Annotated in this window: 17 protein-coding genes; 6 read left to right on the forward strand and 11 right to left on the reverse strand. The window is 32.7% G+C overall.

The annotated features are described in order from the left end of the window. The first annotated feature begins 19 nt into the window (after positions 1 to 19). From H0I26_RS16845 to H0I26_RS16870, 6 genes are all read left to right on the forward strand, one after another. On the forward strand, positions 20 to 985 hold the full coding sequence (locus tag H0I26_RS16845) for a glycosyltransferase family 2 protein (RefSeq protein WP_218700099.1): 966 nt from the start codon (positions 20 to 22) through the stop codon (positions 983 to 985). Positions 986 to 1045: 60 nt separating this feature from the next. Continuing rightward, positions 1046 to 2776, forward strand: a complete 1731-nt coding sequence (locus H0I26_RS16850; protein WP_218700100.1) for a phospho-sugar mutase — start codon at positions 1046 to 1048, stop codon at positions 2774 to 2776. Next, entirely contained in the window at positions 2777 to 4606 is a 1830-nt protein-coding gene (locus tag H0I26_RS16855) for an ABC transporter ATP-binding protein (RefSeq protein WP_218700101.1), read from the forward strand. A gap of 276 nt (positions 4607 to 4882) precedes the next feature. Next, a complete protein-coding gene (locus H0I26_RS16860; RefSeq protein ID WP_101019606.1) occupies positions 4883 to 5428 on the forward strand; it encodes an RNA polymerase sigma factor in 546 nt (181 codons plus the stop codon). 33 nt (positions 5429 to 5461) lie between these two features. Beyond that, a complete protein-coding gene (locus H0I26_RS16865; protein ID WP_218700102.1) occupies positions 5462 to 5944 on the forward strand; it encodes a hypothetical protein in 483 nt (160 codons plus the stop codon). A gap of 12 nt (positions 5945 to 5956) precedes the next feature. Next, the gene (locus H0I26_RS16870; RefSeq protein WP_136583918.1) at positions 5957 to 6403 is read left to right on the forward strand and encodes a sensor of ECF-type sigma factor; all 447 of its coding nucleotides are present in this window, start codon (positions 5957 to 5959) and stop codon (positions 6401 to 6403) included. A gap of 140 nt (positions 6404 to 6543) precedes the next feature. Here H0I26_RS16870 and H0I26_RS16875 read toward each other — a convergent pair whose 3' ends face one another. From H0I26_RS16875 to H0I26_RS16925, 11 genes are all read right to left on the reverse strand, one after another. Next, the gene (locus H0I26_RS16875; protein ID WP_218700103.1) at positions 6544 to 7641 is read right to left on the reverse strand and encodes a WD40/YVTN/BNR-like repeat-containing protein; all 1098 of its coding nucleotides are present in this window, start codon (positions 7639 to 7641) and stop codon (positions 6544 to 6546) included. A 77-nt stretch (positions 7642 to 7718) separates the two neighbouring features. After that, entirely contained in the window at positions 7719 to 8384 is a 666-nt protein-coding gene (locus H0I26_RS16880) for an SCO family protein (RefSeq protein WP_218700104.1), read from the reverse strand. Next, on the reverse strand, positions 8371 to 8904 hold the full coding sequence (locus H0I26_RS16885; protein WP_256935171.1) for a toxin-antitoxin system YwqK family antitoxin: 534 nt from the start codon (positions 8902 to 8904) through the stop codon (positions 8371 to 8373). Before H0I26_RS16885 ends, H0I26_RS16880 begins: the two co-directional genes overlap by 14 nt. Before the next feature lie 64 nt (positions 8905 to 8968). Then, positions 8969 to 9805, reverse strand: coding sequence for a YHYH protein (locus tag H0I26_RS16890; RefSeq protein ID WP_218700105.1), 837 nt, complete (start codon positions 9803 to 9805; stop codon positions 8969 to 8971). A 72-nt stretch (positions 9806 to 9877) separates the two neighbouring features. Then, on the reverse strand, positions 9878 to 11008 hold the full coding sequence (locus H0I26_RS16895; protein ID WP_218700106.1) for a YHYH protein: 1131 nt from the start codon (positions 11006 to 11008) through the stop codon (positions 9878 to 9880). A 23-nt stretch (positions 11009 to 11031) separates the two neighbouring features. After that, positions 11032 to 11556, reverse strand: coding sequence for a hypothetical protein (locus H0I26_RS16900; protein WP_218700107.1), 525 nt, complete (start codon positions 11554 to 11556; stop codon positions 11032 to 11034). Next, entirely contained in the window at positions 11553 to 12158 is a 606-nt protein-coding gene (locus tag H0I26_RS16905) for a hypothetical protein (protein ID WP_218700108.1), read from the reverse strand. Before H0I26_RS16905 ends, H0I26_RS16900 begins: the two co-directional genes overlap by 4 nt. A 3-nt stretch (positions 12159 to 12161) precedes the next feature. Continuing rightward, a complete protein-coding gene (locus H0I26_RS16910) occupies positions 12162 to 13142 on the reverse strand; it encodes a YHYH protein (RefSeq protein WP_218700109.1) in 981 nt (326 codons plus the stop codon). Then, positions 13139 to 13750 (reverse strand): hypothetical protein, encoded by a 612-nt coding sequence (locus H0I26_RS16915; RefSeq protein WP_218700110.1) that lies wholly within the window; start codon positions 13748 to 13750, stop codon positions 13139 to 13141. The genes H0I26_RS16910 and H0I26_RS16915 overlap by 4 nt, the downstream gene beginning before the upstream one ends. 30 nt (positions 13751 to 13780) lie before the next feature. After that, complete coding sequence (locus H0I26_RS16920; protein WP_218700111.1) at positions 13781 to 14812, reverse strand: YHYH protein; 1032 nt, start codon at positions 14810 to 14812, stop codon at positions 13781 to 13783. Positions 14813 to 14906: 94 nt separating this feature from the next. Beyond that, positions 14907 to 15656 (reverse strand): hypothetical protein, encoded by a 750-nt coding sequence (locus H0I26_RS16925; protein ID WP_157814185.1) that lies wholly within the window; start codon positions 15654 to 15656, stop codon positions 14907 to 14909. Between the last annotated feature and the right edge of the window lie 3 nt (positions 15657 to 15659).

The following is a 15659-nucleotide window of genomic DNA, read 5'->3' on the forward strand; positions in this document are numbered from 1 at the left end:
ATATATTTCAAATTAAATTATGGACATATCTGTAGTCATACCACTACTTAACGAAGAAGACTCTTTAACAGAATTACACCATTGGATTGCAAATGTCATGCAATCCAATGGTTTTTCTTATGAAATACTTTTTATTGACGACGGTAGTACAGACCTATCTTGGCAAACTATAGAAACACTTCAAATAAAAGATAAAAACGTTAAGGGAATACGATTCTTAAAAAACTTTGGAAAATCCCAAGCATTACATGCCGGTTTTGCTCAAGCAATCGGTGATGTTATTATTACCATGGATGCTGATTTGCAAGATAATCCAGAAGAAATTCCTGAATTATACAGTATGATTACCAAACAAGGCTTTGATTTAGTCTCTGGTTGGAAAAAGAAACGTTTTGATAATAAAATAACCAAAAACCTACCTTCAAAATTATTTAATTGGGCGGCACGTAAAACGTCTGGTGTCAAACTAAACGATTTTAATTGTGGATTAAAAGCCTATCATAATAATGTGGTAAAAAACATTGATGTTAATGGCGAAATGCACAGATATATTCCCGTATTAGCAAAAAATGCTGGTTTCTCAAAAATTGGAGAAAAGGTTGTACAACATCAGGCTAGAAAATATGGCGAAACAAAATTTGGTATGGATCGCTTCATTAATGGCTTTTTAGACCTAATTACAATTTGGTTTTTATCAAAATTTGCCAAACGCCCCATGCACTTATTTGGAGCACTTGGTGTTATTATGCTTGGTATAGGTTTTATGTTTGCTATTTATTTAGGAATTGATAAACTATTTTTTAACACGACTGGCAGACTAATTACACAACGACCACAATTTTATTTAGCGTTAGTCACCATGATATTAGGTTCTCAATTTTTTGTTGCAGGTTTTTTAGGCGAAATAATTTTACGTCAAAGAACAGAAACAAAACGATACTTAATAAAAGAATCCCTAAATTTAGAAGCCCAAGCTATTAAATAACAGCTTCTTAAATATTAACCTTTTTGCAATTCCTTATTTTTGCAATCAATACTTATAACAATGAGACACATCGATCCAGAACTTTTAGAAAGAGTCAATACTTGGCTAACACCAGCTTTTGATAAAGACACACAAGATTATATAAAAAACCTTATTGCGGTAGAACCTACAGAACTTAAAGAAAGTTTTTATAAAAACTTAGAGTTTGGTACTGGTGGTATGCGTGGCGTTATGGGTATCGGAACCAACAGAATTAACAAATATACTTTAGGTAAAAATACACAAGGAATCAGCAATTATATGCACCAAGTTTTTCCAGGAGAAACACTTAAAGTCGCCATTGCTTTTGACTGTAGACATAATAGTAAGAGTTTAGCAAAAGTTGTTGCAGATGTTTTTTCTGCAAACAATATTAAGGTCTATTTATTTGAAGACCTACGCCCTACTCCCGAGTTATCCTTTGCTTTAAAACATTTAGGATGTCACTGTGGTATAGTACTAACAGCATCACATAACCCACCAGAATATAATGGTTATAAAGTGTATTGGCAAGATGGTGGACAATTAGTACCACCACAAGATGCTGAAATTATTAACCTAATTAATGCGCTTGATTATGCCGAAATTAAATTTGAAGCAAAACCTGATTTAATTGAATATATAGGTGAAGCTGTAGATAACGTATTTATTGATGCAGCAGTAAAAAATGGAAGTTTTGACACGCCTCAAAAAGATAAAGACAATTTAAACGTTGTATTTACATCGTTACACGGGACGTCAATCACCACTATTCCAGAAACTTTTAAACGTGCTGGATACAAAAAGGTACATATTGTTGAAGAACAACGTGAGCCTAATGGCGATTTCCCAACAGTAAAATCTCCAAACCCAGAAGAACCTGAAGCACTTAAAATGGCTTTAGATTTGGCTGAGAAGGTTGATGGTGACATTGTTATTGGTACAGACCCTGACAGTGACAGAGTTGGTGTTGCAGTAAGAGGCCTTGATAATAAAATGATTTTATTAAACGGAAATCAAACCATGGTTATGATGACCGAATTTTTATTACAACAATGGAAAAGCAATAACAAAATAAATGATAATCAATTTATAGGAAGTACTATTGTATCTACTCCAATGATGTCCGCTTTGGCAAATGCCTTTAACGTCGAATGTAAAATTGGTCTGACCGGTTTTAAATGGATTGCAAAAATGATTAAAGACTTTCCTAATCAAGAGTTTATTGGTGGTGGAGAAGAAAGTTTTGGGTTTATGGTTGGTGACTTTGTAAGAGACAAAGATGCTGTAACTTCTGCTTTACTTGCTTGCGAAATTGCAGCCCAAGCTAAAGCAAAAGGAAGTTCTTTTTATAAAGAATTAATACAACTTTACACTAAACATGGCTTTTATAAAGAGCGTTTGATATCTATTACTAAAAAAGGTATTGAAGGTGCTCAAGAAATCAAACAAATGATGATTGATGCTAGAGAAAACCCGTTAACAACTGTTAATGGATCTAAAGTCATCAAAATTGAAGACTACCAACTATCGGAAGCAAAAAATACGCTAGACAATACTACAACTGTAATAGACATCCCTAAATCTAATGTTTTAATTTACTATACAGAAGATGGTAGTAAAATTGCGTTAAGACCAAGTGGTACAGAACCAAAAATAAAATTCTACATCAGCGTTAACACAACATTAGACAATGTGTCAGAATTTGAAGCTACGGAACAAAAATTGGAAAGTAAAATTGATGCTATATTAAAAGATATGCACCTAAACTAAATGAAAAAAATAATACACCAACTTTTACCATTTGTAAAAAAGTTTAAAAGGCACGTGGTTTTTAACGTGATTTTCAACTTATTATATGCCCTATTTAGTGCTTTAGCATTTATCTCTTTAATACCAATGCTTAATGTATTATTTGGTCAAACCACTACAGAAACAACAGCTCCTGTATGGACTGGGTTATCAGATCTAAAAGACTACGGAGAACAATTATTAAACTATAAAGTTAGCGGATACTTAGATAACGGTAATCCACAAATGGCATTAGTTATTGTTATTGCATTAGTTATATCGACCTTTCTATTTAAAAATTTATTTGGATATTTTGCTAATCAACATATGATGTATCTTAAAAATGGCGTATTAAACGACCTAAGAAAAGATATGTACCAAAAAATTATAAAACTTCCTTTAAGCTTTTATTCTAAAAGACAAAAAGGAGATGTAATGGCTAGGATTTTAGGAGACATAAACGAAATGCAAAATTCGTTTTTTATTGCATTGGAGCTCATCGTAAGAGAACCAGCAACTATTGTTTTTTCTTTAATATTCATGTTTTCATTTAGTTGGAAATTGACGTTGTTTGTTTTATTATTTATACCCTTTGCAGGATTTTTAATATCCAGAATAGGAAAAAGTCTAAAAAGTAACTCGTTAAAAGCACAACAAGAATCGGGTAAATTAATTTCGATTGTAGAAGAATCTCTAACAGGTTTAAAGATTGTAAAAGGTTACAATGCTGAAAACATTTTTTCTAATAATTTTACGAATTCCTCCAATAAAATTCTGAAACTATCTAATAGAATAGGTGTAAAAAACAATCTTGCCGGACCTGTAAGTGAGGTCTTAGGTATTGCAACTATTGCTGTTCTTTTATGGTATGGAGGTCAACTAGTACTTGTTGAAAACATTATAAAAGGAACAGACTTTTTAGCATTCATGGGCCTTGCCTACGCGATACTAACTCCTGCTAAAGCTATAAGTAAGGCTTCTTATAAAGTCAAAAATGGAATGGCTGCTGCGGATCGTGTATTTGAAATTTTACATGAAGAAGACGCGTTACCAGACTTACCTAACGCTACTGTTTTAAAAGGTTTTGAAAGCGAATTAAAAGTTGATAATATCTCCTTTAAATATGATGATAACTACGTCTTAAAAAACTTTAGTATCAATGTCCCTAAAGGAAAAACAATAGCACTTGTAGGACAATCAGGTAGTGGAAAAAGTACAATAGCAAACCTAGTGACCCGTTTTTACGACATTAATGATGGTAACATTACTGTTGATGGCCAAAATATTAAAAACGTCACTAAAAAATCACTACGCAGCTTAATGGGACTTGTCACTCAAGACTCTATCCTATTTAATGACACCATTAAAAATAATATCTTAATAGGTAAACCTGATGCCACAGAAGCCGAAATAATTGATGCTCTAAAAATAGCAAATGCTTGGGAATTTGTTAGCGAATTACCAAACGGTATCGAAACGAACGTTGGTGATGCAGGTAACAACTTTTCTGGAGGACAAAAGCAACGATTAAGTATTGCCAGAGCTGTACTTAAAAACCCTCCAATTATGATTTTGGATGAAGCGACCTCAGCTTTAGACACTGAAAGTGAACGTTTAGTGCAAGTTGCACTAGAGAATATGATGAAAAACAGAACATCTATTGTCATTGCGCATAGACTTTCTACTATTCAAAATTCGGATGAAATTATAGTCATGCAAAAAGGCCAAATTGTAGAACAAGGTACGCATACAGAACTCTTAAATAAAGACGGCATGTATAAAAGATTAGTAGAAATGCAAAGCTTTGAATAATATGTAAACAGAATAAATCAAAAAAGGATAAACATGAGTTTATCCTTTTTTTTTATACATAGTTAGATTTGGGGCTAACAACATAAATATTCTTATGGCACAAATTTAATATATATTTTAGTCGCAAACAAGTAGAATCTGCTTTTAATCGATAAAAACAAACTCTTTGTCGGTATTTAACAGGATAAACGCATTAAAAAGAAAGGTTTGCACAATTTATTAAATAATATGCTTTTTAATTAAACTATTAATCTATTTTAGAGTCTAAGTTTATGTATGTCAGACAATGAAACTATTTTAATAAAGCAACTACAATCTGATAGAGATAAAAATGCTGCTTTTAAAACTCTAATAACGCGCTATAAAGAGCGATTATATTGGCACATCAGACATATTGTAAAGTCTCACGACGATGCTGACGATGTTTTACAGAATACATTTATTAAAGTCTTTAAAAACATCAGTAAATTTAAAGGAGACAGCCAATTATATTCTTGGATTTATAGAATTGCAACTAATGAGGCTTTAACCCATTTAAAAAGAAATTCAAAATTAAAAAATATTAATAATGAAGAGGTTCAGGATCTATTAATTAATAATTTAGAATCTGATGTTTATTTTGAAGGAGAGGCTATTCAATTAAAATTACAAAAAGCAATAGCGACGCTTCCAGAAAAGCAACAATTAGTTTTTAATATGAAATATTTTCAGGACTTAAAATACAGTGAATTATCCGAAATATTAGAAACCAGCGAAGGTGCACTTAAAGCATCTTATCATATAGCCTCTAAAAAAATTGAAGCATATTTAAAAGCAAATTAAACCATTTAAGATTTTGATAGTCTTACTAGTACAATGAAAAAAGAAAATCTAAATACAATTAATACTTCTGGATTTAAAGTCCCAAAAGACTATTTTGAAGGATTAGAAGATGCTATTCTAACACAAGCACTATTAGAGACGCACACTAAAGCTTCAGGTTTTAAAACTCCAGAAAATTACTTTGACACGCTCGATTCTGCTATCTTATCTAAAATAGATAAACCAGAACCAAAAGTATTTAACCTATTTAGCAAAAAAACAATATTATCTATATCAAGTGCTGCTGCAGCAATCGTTTTATTATTTAATTTAAATTTATTTAAAACAACACCAACTTTAGACGCCTTAGATACGGTAACAGTAGAAAACTATATTTTAGATGAAATAGAGATTAATGATCTTAACTTATTAATTGGTGATTCTGAATTATCACAAACAGATTTTATTACTTATGATTTAATAGAAATCGATGACTATATAGACGATATAGACTTAAACGACTTATATCAAGACTAAAAAAACACGACAATGAAAACACCTCTTATAACATTATTTGTCTTACTCCTATCTTTTAGTGCTATCGCGCAAAAAGACAAAGCAAAACAGCATGAAAAATTAAAAGCATTAAAAGTTGCACATATCACAGAGCAATTAGACTTTACACCTAAGGAAGCTGAGGCCTTTTGGCCTATTTACAATAAGTTTGATGAAGAAAAACACATCTTACGAGATGTGTCTCAAGCTAAAAGAAACAATATTGATGTTAAGAAATTAACCGATAGTGAAGCTAAAGCTTTAATAAAAGACATGCAAGACTTGGAAGAAGCCAAAGTTAAGAGCTATAAAGTATATATAGACAAACTCTCCCAAATAATAAGTTATAAAAAAATAGTCTTATTATTTAATGCAGAACGCTCCTTTAAAAGAAAAATGATTGAAGAGTTTAGAGGTAGGCATAAAGACAATAAGAAATAAAAAAAAGAAGCCAATTGGCTTCTTTTTTTTGCTCTGATTTAACTTCTTTTAGTTTTACATCATTTGATAATAATAATAATAATAATAATGTAATTCTGAAATAAATTCAGAATGACGCTATTTATACTATTAAAAACGGTCTATTTAAAAGTTAATTTACTAATTTTCTTATTACCTGCTGCATACGCGGTAGTCTCATTTATAAACCTAAGCGTATAATACCCATCATCGCTTAAATGCGTCCAAGTATTACCAGCATCACTACTGTAATCAATACCCTTAAAACCAATAGCCACTAATTGCTGCGCATTACTATTTGGCACGTATTGCACACAACTTCTGTAACCAGGTCCAGAGCCATCAGACATAATTTGCCATGTTTTTCCGCCATCAGTAGTCTTTATTTTATTAGCCAAATTAACATCTGCTTTAGTATAATCTCCCCCTACAGCAAAGCCATTATTTTCATCATAAAAATCTAGACTATAGATCCCTGTTGTTTCAAGACCTTGTATCATTGGTGTATCAAAGACCTCCCAACTACTTCCTTTATCAGGAGAATATAAAATACGACTAGCCTTACCACCTGTGGCTACCCAAGTTTTATCGCCTACAATAGCTATATTAGTATCACTTGCAGCAAAAGCAGCTTCACCCTCTTTTGCTTTTGGTAAAACATCACACGATAGTTTTGTCCAAGTTTTTCCTCTATCTCTAGTAATAATAACACTTAAACAATCGTCTGTAGGATCTCCGATCGCAATACCTTCACTGTCATTCCAAAACTCCATAGAATCATAAAATGCTTTCTCATGATTTTCTTGATACACCACCGTATTTTTATGCAAATCAACATCCAAATTAAAGACTAATGCAGGTGACCCAATGCTTAATCCAAACGCACGGTTTTTTGTCACTGCCAAAGCTCTAAAATTTGGCGTTATACTATCATGTTTTACAGTAATTGGAAATACTGATTTTACTTGATCAGTAACCGCAGTATTTTTATTAAAATACATTCCAAATTGGCCATTAGATGTAAGATAAACCAAACCTGTAGTGTCCATTATTTCAATAGCTCTTACATTTAAAGCATCATCTTCAATTAACGTTTCAATCTGAACAGCAGTAAAGGTTGTTTTAATTGGTTTTGGTACCGTTTTATATTTACCAACACCACAGCCTCCTAAACCAACTATTAGTGACAAACTAAAAATAAGGCATATTACTTTTTTCATAAGTTTTAATATTTCTATAAAAATAGAAAAGCTCCACCATTACAGCGAAGCTTTTCAAAAAAAATAATCAACCAAAATTATTTATCTTCAATTTCTAAGGTTTTAATATCTGCAATTAATTGTTGTACAGCAGTTTTATTTAAACCATTATATATTCCTCTGATGTGTTTATCCTTATCGATTAACACAAAGTTTTCAGTATGTAAAAAATCATCATCTTTCTTTACGCCTCCCAAGTCTTCTTCAACAAAATAAGCTTGTCGTCCTAAATCATAAATTTGTTTTCGATCTCCAGTTACTAAATGCCATTTATTAGAAATAACACCTTTGCCTTCTGCGTAGTGTTTTAATGTTGACACAGAATCTTTAACTGGTGTTACTGAATGCGACAATAATAAAACCTCAGCATCGTCCTTAAATGCTTCTTGTAAAACAGACATGTTTTCTGTCATTTTTGGACAAATCCCAGGACATGATGTAAAAAAGAAGTCTGTAACATAAATTTTATTCTCAAACGTCTTCTCTGTTACTTTTTGACCATCTTGGTCCGTTAAATTAAACTCAGGTATTTTATGGAATGTACTTAAAGCTTCACTTTTACTATCCAACCAATGCGGTGTAAAACTAGCATCACTATAGTAAGGAAGACCATCTACCCTACTACTTTTCTCTTCTACTTGCTCTTTACAGCTTAACACAACAAGAGACATTAGAACTACAATTATTAAATTATATTTTTTCATCTTGTACTATTTCTTCTTCTAATTGAAAACATAAATTGGCTCTTTTTAATCCAAAAATACGCCCATTTTTGGCTTCGTAATTATTGTAAATTTTACCATTACGACGCCATGCTTGTTGCATACCTTCTTCTCTACCATTTACAATAGTCATCTGTTTAAATTTTTCGCCAGAAAAATACCATTGTTTTTGAACCCCATTTGCAATTCCGTTAACAAAAATAGACTCTGATCTTAAATTACTATTAGACCACCAAGATCTAGAAATACCATTTAATTTCCCTTTGGAATAAAAGGCCTCAAAACTTAATAATCCATCTTGAAACCACTTTTTAAAAGCACCTTCTTTTTCTCCATTTTTATAAACGACAGTTTCTGCTTTTGTACCGTTTGGATAATATAAAACCGAAACCCCATTAAAAGGCTTGTCTTGATAATACACAAGCCCGATATTTTGTTTAAAGACTAATTTAGACTTAGGGATTACGACTTCAGAAATTTCAATCTGACCACTACTTGCCATCTCTTTTTTAACCGCTTTATCTTGGCAATTAAAAAAGATTATTAAACTGAATAAAAAACAGTTTTTATTGAATATTGCTTGGAGTTCCTTGATAGTCACCTGGAAATAATATATAGTATGCGTTTAAATATAATTCGTTTTCAATATGGTAATGGTACTCTGCGGTTGTTGTATGTTGCGTTGTACTTGTATGTCCTCCTGATGCATCTAAATCTGTAGGGTATGTTCCTGTAGCGTTACATTTACGTCCATAAAGAAAAAAACCATCGGCTATAATACCAATTAACTCTTCGTCATCATCAGACCAAGCTTTAGGCTCTAAATGGTAATGGTAACTTTGCGGTCCTGTATGTGCTGCTGTATAATCTAAAGATCCAACTGCATTATCTAAAGGGATATTTGGTCCTTCCTCATCGTTATAAATAACTGATCCAGATACTGATATTCCAATTGCACCTAACCCCGTTGCTGTAGAACTACTTGCCAATTGTGGATCTGCAGATACTGTTAATGAATATGAACCGTTAAAATCGTCAATATTCCCAGGTGCCATTTGATCGTAACTTGTTACTGTCGGCTCTACCCATAAAGCGTGATTTGAGCTAGAAACAGTAGTCATTGTTTCTCCTTCAGGACCAACTAAACTTCTTGACACTGTATTTGACCAATATGGAGATGTATGATCAGGTAACCCATTAGTTTGTATTGTTACATTTGAACCACTTAATGCTATTGACGTGTTAGTTGTACTAAACTCGTTAAAAGCAGCATGTAATGTTGCAGTAGTCCCTTCTGTATCTGTATCTGTATCTGTACTAGATGAGGCGTCATCATCACTACATGATACAAAGACTGTACATGCGGTTAATATTAAAAAAGATAATTTAAATACGTTTTTCATTTTATATAGTTATTAGTGATTTATGTTCTTTTAGATGCGTGTTATAAAAATAACTTGCGCTTTTTTTATAAATTAATTTCTTCCGCCTTGAGAAGGCCCTCTTCGCGGTCCTTGATCTCCACCTTTTGACGCTTTTTGCAACTCTTCTTTAGTAATAAAACCATTTGAATTGGCGTCTATTTTAGAAAAGTCTTCTTTTAAAGGCCCTTTAACTTCCTTTAATGAAAGTTTCCCATCCTTATTAGCATCCATTTGTTCTATTATTTGAGATGAATCAGGACGATCACCTTGTCCATTTGGTGGCCCTTGTTGTTCTGCTTCAACTTCCCCCATAACGCAACGCCCAACATAAGGAAACTGGCTAGTCACTAAATACATATACTTACCAGCTACAGTAATACCATTACACTCATCTAAATCTCCATAATCAGCGACATACTCGTAATCTGAGCCATATGTCCCGTCATGATGACCACCAACAGAAATATCCATATGTTGTTTTGGATTGTCATAAGTACAATCTTCTCCTGCTCTTGTCCCATCTAATAATTTAAAACTTGGTTTGTATTGTCCACTTTTAGAATAGTACATAGGAAAACCATCATGTGCAAATCCAATATGAACTAAATCTTGCCCACTATCAAATTTAGAAATCATTGATGTTGGTGTTCCATGATAATGATACGCTCCGGTAGGTTGTACGTGTGCATGGTTAAAATCTAAACCAAGATCTATAACATCTTGAATAGCCTCGACACGATAATTTTCTCCTGTGTCACAAACAACGACCTCAGCAGTTTGAGGTTCAAATTTAATTCCGTTTAAAGCGACTCCTGGCTCTCTCATCCATTGTGCTTTTCCTGTATATCTTGGTGTTACCGGAAATTTATAAGTGATGTCTTGAGAAGCTATAGTGTTAGGATTTCCAGGATTTGGAAAGGTTCCTGTTTCATGGTTTGGTAATGAGTTAGTCACCATAACACGTGTATCTCCAACAATTGTTACTTTAGTTTTTGTTCCAAAAGCACTGTCCTCTAAATCATAATTACCGTAATAATTAGCTGTTGATTTAACGACACTTTCTGTGTCATGCGAATGGTTTCCTGAACCATCATGAGTATGAGATGTTGTCTTTTTTTTACTGTTGCAACCAAACAAAAGACCTACAATTATGATTGCTAAAACTTTAAATACATGTTTCATCTGTCAGTTTAAATTAATTACAATTAATCTTTGTTTTTACGTTTAGGTTTGTCCTGACTATTATAGAATACTTTTAGCTCATCCAAATCAAGTTCCGCATCACTATTAGTATCTATCTCACTAAAATGATCCATTAACTCTAATTTCTTTTCAACAGCAACTTCTAATTCATTTAATGTTCCATCTCCGTTATCATCAACTTCTTTAAGTATTTTTTTAGCTGAAATCTTTTTAGGTTTTCTGGTGTCCAATGACGCTTTAAGCTCATCCAAATCTATTACCTCATCTCCATTAGTATCAATATCATCAAAATCTTCTGCTATTTTTCCTCTTTTATCATTTGCAGCTTCGTCTTTATCGATAACTTCATCTTTATTAGTGTCTAATTTTGAAAGAATCTCTGATGCATCCGGTTTACCACCTCGATCTTGGCCTTTTCCGCCACCTCTTCCGCCTTGACCACCGCCACCCGGAGGTCCTTGAGCAAATACGCTAAAACATAATAGCATAGAAAAGACTGTAAGTACTGTTTTAAGATTGTTTTTCATTTTGGTTTGATTTTTTTTATATAATTATTTGTAACGATTACTACCGGAATAAGAAAAAGAACAAACAAATAACTTTTATTAATTTTTTCTTTTTTTAATTCCGCTTTATTCTCACTAAATTCTAGTGCGACTTTATAGTTATTTTCTTTATTTAAAATAACTCTGCTTGTTTTATTATCTATTACAATTGAAAACACGGATTGATGCTGATTATTTTCCTTAAAAGCGTCAATCTGCACGTCCAAAGTATTGATGTATTTAGGAAAAAGATCTATAATAAATTTCAAATCAGTTTCATGGTTTCCTAATTTTATCCCGCCTTCTAAAAGCTTAATTGTAACCCCATTTACAATTAAATTAAAATTATCTTTTATATACCCAATTGCTTTTTGTTTATAATCCGTTGCTGATAGTGTTTCCAGATTTAAATCACTAAAATGTTTTTTTAAAGCTTCATTTAAACCGTTTTGACTTAAACTGATATTTAATATATTAATATCTTGGTTCACCTCTAAATAATACATTGCTGACAATGGATTATGCGCCTTAACTGCTGTAACCACGGTGAATAACATTAGCAGTATAATGATTTTTGTTTTCATAATTTATTGGAATGAAAAACTATTAATCGCGGCGACACCTTTTAAACATTTTGGTACATTAGGCGCGTCTGTTGTACTTGCTACATAATGATAAACACCATCAGGATATTCTGTAGTACTTCCAGTAATACCGCCACACTCATCTAAATCAGAAGGTTCTACTTGATAAGCATAAATTGGAAATCCGTCTTTAGCAAAACCTATTAACTGACTTCCTGACACTTGGTTAATTAATGTACAAGCAACATCATCTATACCGTTAGCTTCTAAAACTTGATTCATTACTTCTGGCACAAAATGCCAATGGTAATACCCTGCAGGATCATGATGACCACCACAAGGATCTAAAGAAGGAATATTACCACCAGAGATTCCAGGAACACCGGGACCATTAACTACAGATGGTGGATCTCCATTAATTGGCACGCCATCTAAAGACAAACCAACCAATTCTACCGTATCAATCACATTGTTACTTGATGCTAAAACTGGCGTCGCTGGAATTAAAAAAGTTAGCAATAAATTATTATTAGGAGCAGCTTCTAAACAATACGCAAAATCTGGATTTGTTGCGCCAGAATTGAAATCATCGATATGTATATCGCCATTATCATCCACAATATCATAGCCATCAGCTTCCATTGCATTAAACAAGCTAGCTTTCATGACTTGAAATCCCGCATTTGTCGCGCCGTCATAAATCCCTAATCCTCCAACATCATCAATAGTCGTTGGACAGTATGGACCATTTTCTACCGGATTACTGGTAAACACTAATTGATAACAGTCTCCTTGCGAGCCATCTTCCAATGTACAATCGACTTTCTCATAGGACACCAGTGATGTCGCATTAAAAAAAGATTCTTGGATTATATCGTCACTTTGATCTTCTGCACCTATACTATCACTATCATCACTGCTACAGCTAATAAAAGAAAATACAACCGATACTATTAATCCAAAAATTAGAGTTTTATTTTTCATATTGTATTTTTTTTTGAGATTACTGCTTTTAATAAAAACCCTAAACCTAAAACCATTAATAAAGCAGCAAGTATTAAAGGAGAAAAGAAGCTAGCTTCATTTACTGTAACTACAACAAACTTGTTATCCTTACTCGCTAACTTTAGATTATGATTATTTTTTTTATTTAAAACGAAATGTTCTTTATTAAAGCCATCTTTTAACAGGACTAAAGCGCTTTTATTATTATAAACATCTTTAAATGCTGTGTTTTGAACAGAAACAGTCTTTATAACTGAAGGCACTCCAAGTATTTCACAAACCACTTTTGTTTCATGCCCTAATTTGACAATACCCTTACTAAGTGTAATGTTTTGGTTATCGTTAAATGTAATTACCAAATTATTTTTAATGTGTTCTAAGACCATTTCCTGAAATTGTTCTGGAGTTTTATATTCAGGAAAATGTGTTCTGACTTCTTTTTGAAATGCTGTTAAAGACGCACTAATTTGTAGTACCCAAACGTTATTTTCGTTTTGAACCAACATAGTCGTAGAAACTTCTGGCTGATGCGCTTTCGCTGAAACACCAATCAGTAAAAAAAGAATTAATATAAATTTATTAAGCATAATTATATGTTTTAACTCAAAGCGTTGAAACTATTCGCTTACGGCGTAAGCTCCTTTTAACCCATTGATAAAATTATTATTACCAGCTTCATCTACATGATAATGGTATCCTCTGGTGTCATCTGTATGACCTCTTAACTCGTCTAAATCTGAAGGTAAGTTACCAGCTTCATCTTCTAACTCAAAAATACCATGACCATCTAAAGCATAACCTATTAAAGCAGAGTGCCCATCGTCTTGCACTATTTTAGTACTAAACCCTGTAGCTGCATGATAGTGATATCCTTGATTTACGTTAATGTGTCCACCTGCATCATCAAAAGGTGCTAATGTATATGCTGCAAGAATATTATCTGTAGGTGCCGGTGCAGAAAACTCTATACCATTTAATGCTAGCCCACGTGTTGATGGCACTTCGTCTACAGGTTCTCCACCAGGCCCACCTGGCCCACCTGCGCCGCCTGCTGTAGCAAATAGTACCGCTTCATCCTGAAGTACTGGAGTAATAGGTATTAACCATGTTTGCGTTAAATCCGCGATGTAAGACGGAAGACACTCTACACAAAAATTTGCATACTCCTCGCCTACATTTGGATTTGCTGCATTAATACAATCATCTTCTGTTGCTGTGATATAAACATCTCCATTGGCATCATACATCATCCAATTATCGTCATTATAAAAAGTGGCAAGGTTTTCTATAAAAGCACCATCGACATCGTAAACAGTCCCACCTTCTAACCAAATCCCACCATTGTCTGCGGTATCACTTATATTATCCGGACACCAAGGCCCCATGGCATGATCTGAAGGTGCACTACTAGTTACAATTTGATAACAATCTGTTATTGTACCATCTGATAATGTACAAGGCACTGTAGTAATAGTAACAGAACCACTATCTGTAGTAAAGTAAGTCGCATCCAATGTCACCACCTGAGAATCTGTATCTATATCTGTATCTGTTGCGCTGGTATTATCATCGCTACTGCAAGAAATAAAACTGATAACAATTACTATTAGAGCAGGGATTAAAGCCCCCTTAATTAATGTGTTTTTCATGGTGTTTATTACTTTTAAAGTTGTTTTTATTTAATTGAACTATTCTTTAGATGACTTATCTAAACAAAACTTGCGCTTGCATAGCACTTTATATTTAATTATCTATCTCCTTATTTAGTTTATAAGACATGGTCTGCGTTTTCACTCTTAAAATCTTACTATTAAGCAGTTGATTTTCCGTCTGCAAAAGTCTATCTACCAGAGCATTTTGATAGGCTCGACTATTTAAAAGATCCATATAATTAGAGGTTCTAGTAAACGTTTTAGTTTTTTTATAACTTAAACCTCGCTCCGATATAATATCTATTAAGGATATGTGAGATTCGATAGCTGGTTGTAAGCGATTAATAATTATGTTTTCGATTTTATTTTCTTGACTTTCAAAACTATCAAGCTCATTTGGATAGGAAGCAATTAGATCTTTTAATAAAACACTTTCTATAAACTCAAATTTATTAGTACTATTAATCGAGTTTACTGCTCCATTATGAAGTTGAGTTGGTTTATAATTAACTTCTAGAATACCTTTTTTAATTTTATCCGTTAATTGTTCTTTCTCTAAACCAATACTTTTAATAGTCTGATTAATATTTTTTACATCTAAGGTGTATCTATCAATCGACGAGTCTAAAAGTGTCAAATTAGCATCTAATTCTTCATTTAAGGTTTGGTATATTTTTAGTTCTACAATCCTGTTTTTTCTTATCTCATTCATACTATTAATCTTCCACGCTATTAATATCCCAATAACAATTAATAGTATCTCTCCCAAAGCATACACCATATAGCTTTTTATTTTTCCTGAAAAGACTAATGAAAGTCTAATTTTCCTGAATACTTTCATTAT

Origin of the sequence: Olleya sp. HaHaR_3_96 (genome assembly GCF_019278545.1) — a bacterium.
In the GTDB taxonomy this organism is placed as follows: Bacteria; Bacteroidota; Bacteroidia; order Flavobacteriales; family Flavobacteriaceae; genus Olleya.

Excerpts from the sequence above, each read along its gene's own strand:
- H0I26_RS16845 (WP_218700099.1), top strand. The coding sequence starts at position 20 with ATGGACATATCTGTAGTCATACCACTACTTAACGAAGAAGACTCTTTA.
- H0I26_RS16850 (WP_218700100.1), top strand. The coding sequence starts at position 1,046 with ATGAGACACATCGATCCAGAACTTTTAGAAAGAGTCAATACTTGGCTA.
- H0I26_RS16855 (WP_218700101.1), top strand. The coding sequence starts at position 2,777 with ATGAAAAAAATAATACACCAACTTTTACCATTTGTAAAAAAGTTTAAA.
- H0I26_RS16860 (WP_101019606.1), top strand. The coding sequence starts at position 4,883 with ATGTCAGACAATGAAACTATTTTAATAAAGCAACTACAATCTGATAGA.
- H0I26_RS16865 (WP_218700102.1), top strand. The coding sequence starts at position 5,462 with ATGAAAAAAGAAAATCTAAATACAATTAATACTTCTGGATTTAAAGTC.
- H0I26_RS16870 (WP_136583918.1), top strand. The coding sequence starts at position 5,957 with ATGAAAACACCTCTTATAACATTATTTGTCTTACTCCTATCTTTTAGT.
- H0I26_RS16875 (WP_218700103.1), bottom strand. The coding sequence starts at position 7,641 with ATGAAAAAAGTAATATGCCTTATTTTTAGTTTGTCACTAATAGTTGGT.
- H0I26_RS16880 (WP_218700104.1), bottom strand. The coding sequence starts at position 8,384 with ATGAAAAAATATAATTTAATAATTGTAGTTCTAATGTCTCTTGTTGTG.
- H0I26_RS16885 (WP_256935171.1), bottom strand. The coding sequence starts at position 8,904 with ATGGCAAGTAGTGGTCAGATTGAAATTTCTGAAGTCGTAATCCCTAAG.
- H0I26_RS16890 (WP_218700105.1), bottom strand. The coding sequence starts at position 9,805 with ATGAAAAACGTATTTAAATTATCTTTTTTAATATTAACCGCATGTACA.
- H0I26_RS16895 (WP_218700106.1), bottom strand. The coding sequence starts at position 11,008 with ATGAAACATGTATTTAAAGTTTTAGCAATCATAATTGTAGGTCTTTTG.
- H0I26_RS16900 (WP_218700107.1), bottom strand. The coding sequence starts at position 11,556 with ATGAAAAACAATCTTAAAACAGTACTTACAGTCTTTTCTATGCTATTA.
- H0I26_RS16905 (WP_218700108.1), bottom strand. The coding sequence starts at position 12,158 with ATGAAAACAAAAATCATTATACTGCTAATGTTATTCACCGTGGTTACA.
- H0I26_RS16910 (WP_218700109.1), bottom strand. The coding sequence starts at position 13,142 with ATGAAAAATAAAACTCTAATTTTTGGATTAATAGTATCGGTTGTATTT.
- H0I26_RS16915 (WP_218700110.1), bottom strand. The coding sequence starts at position 13,750 with ATGCTTAATAAATTTATATTAATTCTTTTTTTACTGATTGGTGTTTCA.
- H0I26_RS16920 (WP_218700111.1), bottom strand. The coding sequence starts at position 14,812 with ATGAAAAACACATTAATTAAGGGGGCTTTAATCCCTGCTCTAATAGTA.
- H0I26_RS16925 (WP_157814185.1), bottom strand. The coding sequence starts at position 15,656 with ATGAAAGTATTCAGGAAAATTAGACTTTCATTAGTCTTTTCAGGAAAA.